This window comes from Intestinibacter sp., assembly GCF_022780145.1.
Classification (GTDB): Bacteria; Bacillota; Clostridia; order Peptostreptococcales; family Peptostreptococcaceae; genus Intestinibacter.
In genome coordinates, this window is the sequence record NZ_JALEXO010000134.1 from 1 (window position 1) to 3,603 (window position 3,603).

The window sequence follows — 3,603 nt, forward strand, 5'->3', positions numbered from 1 at the left end:
AGCTTAGTAAAAACTACTACAGCTAAGAGCTATACAAAAACAGGACTAACAAAGGGAAAGACTTATTATTTTAAAGTAAGAGCATATAGAACTGTAGATGGAAATAATATTTACAGCAATTATAGTACTATAAAATCTATAAAAGTTAAAAAATAATTTAAAATAGCAATCAACCCTTAAAGTAAAAATATATCAATTAAAAATTGACTGTTAGACAATATGTTTTCAGTCAATTTTTATTTTTTGTGTAGTAAATCAAAAGTTGTATTTTAGTAGTAATACTTATATTAAAAGTAGTAGCACTAAGTAGTAGTACTAAAATCATACTTTTTGATAACAACCTTTAAATTATAATTATATTAATAAATAATATATGGGAGGAAGAAGATGAAGGAATTATTTAGAAGTTTAAAAAAAATCGCGACATCGTTTTTAGCTATATGTTTAATCGTATCGATGTTACCTCTACAAGTATTTGCTGAAGAGACGACTACTGATGAAAATATTACTGTACAAGTATCTGTAGAAAACAATACTTTCTTAGAGGATACTGGGGATGGAGCTCCTGCATTTACAGGTGAGCTCGTAAGTACTACAGTAGAGGTTCCTAAGGGAACAAGCGGACTTGACGCTTTTAAAAAGGCGCTTGATAAAGAAAAAATCGAGTACGAAGAAAGCGGCGGTTATGTTTCTAGTATTAATGGCTTATCAGAATTTGATGGTGGAAGCGCAAGTGGATGGATGGTTACAATAAACGATTGGTTTACAAATACAGGAATTGGAGACCAAGTAGTGGAAGACAATGATGAAGTTAGATTTATGTATACTTGCAGCTATGGAGACGATTTAGGTGGTTCTTGGAGTAACAATGATAAAACTTTAAAGGCATTGAAGACAGATGTAGGTACTTTATCACCAGAATTTTCAAGTGATGTTAAAGAATACGAACTAAAGGTTCCAGAAGGTACAAAACAAGTAGTTGTTACACCAACAGCTACAAATAAAAACTTCCAAGTAAGAGCTAGTGTAGGTGACACTGAATATAAAAGAATTCAAGCTATACCAGTAGAAGATAAAACAGTTATAACTGTAAAATGTGGTGATCCAGACTGGCCAAGCATGAATAATCAAGCAGGTGGAACAGCTAGTGAAACTCCAGCTGAAACTTATAAGATAACAGTAGTAGAACAAAAATCACAAAGTGAAGAGGCACAAGGTAGCTATGGTGAAACAATAGATACTCTACCAGATGACTTTGCAAACGATTTATGGTTACAATACGACTTTAAAGAATTAAAATCTAAAGACACTGCTACTATATATCCAAGAAGAGTTCCACAAATAATAGACAATCCAATAAATAACAACATAACAAGACCTGATTTTAATTTTGAAATAATAAAAGGTGATAGCATTACTTTAGATACAACAAAAACTACTGACAAAGCTACAGTAACAGCAGTTAAAGAAGGAACTTCAATAGTAAAGGTTACTTACGACGCTGTAGGAAATAACGGTGCATCATCAATAGTCAATACAGCATATGTTGTATACGATGTAATAGGAGACAATCACACAGGAATAACTATAGATTCTAATATAACATTGACATCTTACGATACTATATACTATACAGAAGGAAAATCTGTAGATTATACAATAAATCCTACTGTAGAAGGTGCAGATGAAGTAGAAGTTACATGCAATGGAAAAACTATAGAAAAAACTGACGCTGGTTATGTTCTTCCACTTGAAAATAGAAGTAACATAATAGGAATAATAGCAAAAAATGACAAAGGAACAAAGAAATACTATAAAGTAATAGACGCTAGAAAAATAGAAATATCAGTAGTCAATGCGAGCAGAGAAGGTGAAGAATTACAAGCTGGCGATACTGCAAAAATTAGCTTCAAGGGTATCACACATCCAGTATATAAATTAGCTACTATATACAACCCAACTTGGCTTCAAGAATCATGGGGAAATAAAGGTACTTTCGTTGAATATACAAACGATACTGTAGGTACTGTTAAAGGATATTGTAAACAATACGACTTAGCTACTAACAATACTATTACAGTAAAATTCGATAAAGAAGGAAGCTATAAATTTACATCAGGTAGAATATTTACTCAATGGTGGGGTAGTGAACTTGGCGCAGATAAAGGAGAAGAAGGAAAAGGAGATCCGAACTTAAGCGCTCCTCAAAATGAAAGATACTTCTCATCTATGCCTGACTTTACAATAGATGTAAAAGAAAAAGACCCAGCTGTAACATTTGATGCAGATAACGGTACTGATAAAATAGTTAAATCAGTTAAAAAAGGAGAAGCTCTAGACTATACTCCAGAAATACCAACTAAAGATGGATATACTTTTGTAGGATGGTACTCTGATACTGACGATACAACTACTAAATATCAATCAGGTAGTACATATACAGAAGATGTAACATACAAAGCTAAATGGGCTCACGTAGAAATGCTAGGAGCACAAGGTAAATTAGTAGTAGACGGCAAAAGCGGTATAAGATTCGGTACTAAATTATACGATGACGGCGATGAAATAGTAGAAAAAGGTACTTTAATTATACCTTATAACTTATTAGAAGAAGGACAAGCTTTGACATTAGATAATAAATTAGCAGCTAGAAGTATAGGTAAAGTAAACTACGAAGTAAATAAAGAAGAAAACTACGTAACTTATTTAGGAACAATAATAAATATACCAGAAGTCCAATTTGATAGAGAAATGACAGCAGCAGCTTATGTAATCTACAAAGACAAAGCTGGAAACGAATACACTGTTTATTCTCAATATCCAAATAAATCTATATCAGTTTACAAGCTTTTAGGAAATAATGTAGATTGGGACAATGAATGGTAGAATGATTTATATCTATTTTTAGCAAATATGAAAGTGTTAGAATTTTATTCTAACACTTTTTACATGCAAAAAAACGGAAAAATAATACATTAATAGATTTTATTGTATTATTTTGGGTATTTATAGAATAAGATTTAATTTAAAATAGAAAAAGATTACATACTAAAAATTTATATTGGAGTGATACACATGAAGATATTTAATAGCGATATAAAAATATTAGGAGACGATGAGGGCTTTATAAGATTTGAATGCCCATATTGTAAAAGTGAATTTAAAATATCAGAAAAAGATCTTCAGGATATGGGAGATATTTATTTTGAGTTATTTTGCCCGTATTGCGGTCTTAGTAAGGAGATAAAATACTTCTACACAAGGGAGATAAAATCAAAGACTACAAAGGCAAAGAGAGAAAAGAATAAAAAAGTAGAAAAAGAAGATACAAATAAAAAATCTTCAAATAATAATATAAGGCTTTCATCGAGTAAATCACTAGATTTGAGCTTTTCTAGTATGGAGAGAGAAATAGATAAAAATCAAAATAAGGATTTCTACCAAATAAAGATGGACAATAAAAAGCTAGAAAATGTAAATATAGATAGGTTAAAGGACAAGGATTTAAAAGAGATTTCGTATAAATGCAGTATATGTAATTCGTCTGAAAAGCTTTTATCAGATGGCAAAACTGTACTTTATTGTGCTTATTGTGGGGTGAAT

2 protein-coding genes are annotated in these 3,603 nt (G+C 31.0%); both read left to right on the forward strand.

The genetic code is table 11. The features are described from left to right. Positions 1-387: 387 nt before the first annotated feature. A complete protein-coding gene (locus MR593_RS05310; RefSeq protein ID WP_290690528.1) occupies positions 388-2,886 on the forward strand; it encodes a DUF4430 domain-containing protein in 2,499 nt (832 codons plus the stop codon). Positions 2,887-3,075: 189 nt separating this feature from the next. Then, a partial coding sequence (locus MR593_RS05315; RefSeq protein WP_290690530.1) for a hypothetical protein occupies positions 3,076-3,603 on the forward strand: 528 nt, incomplete at its 3' end.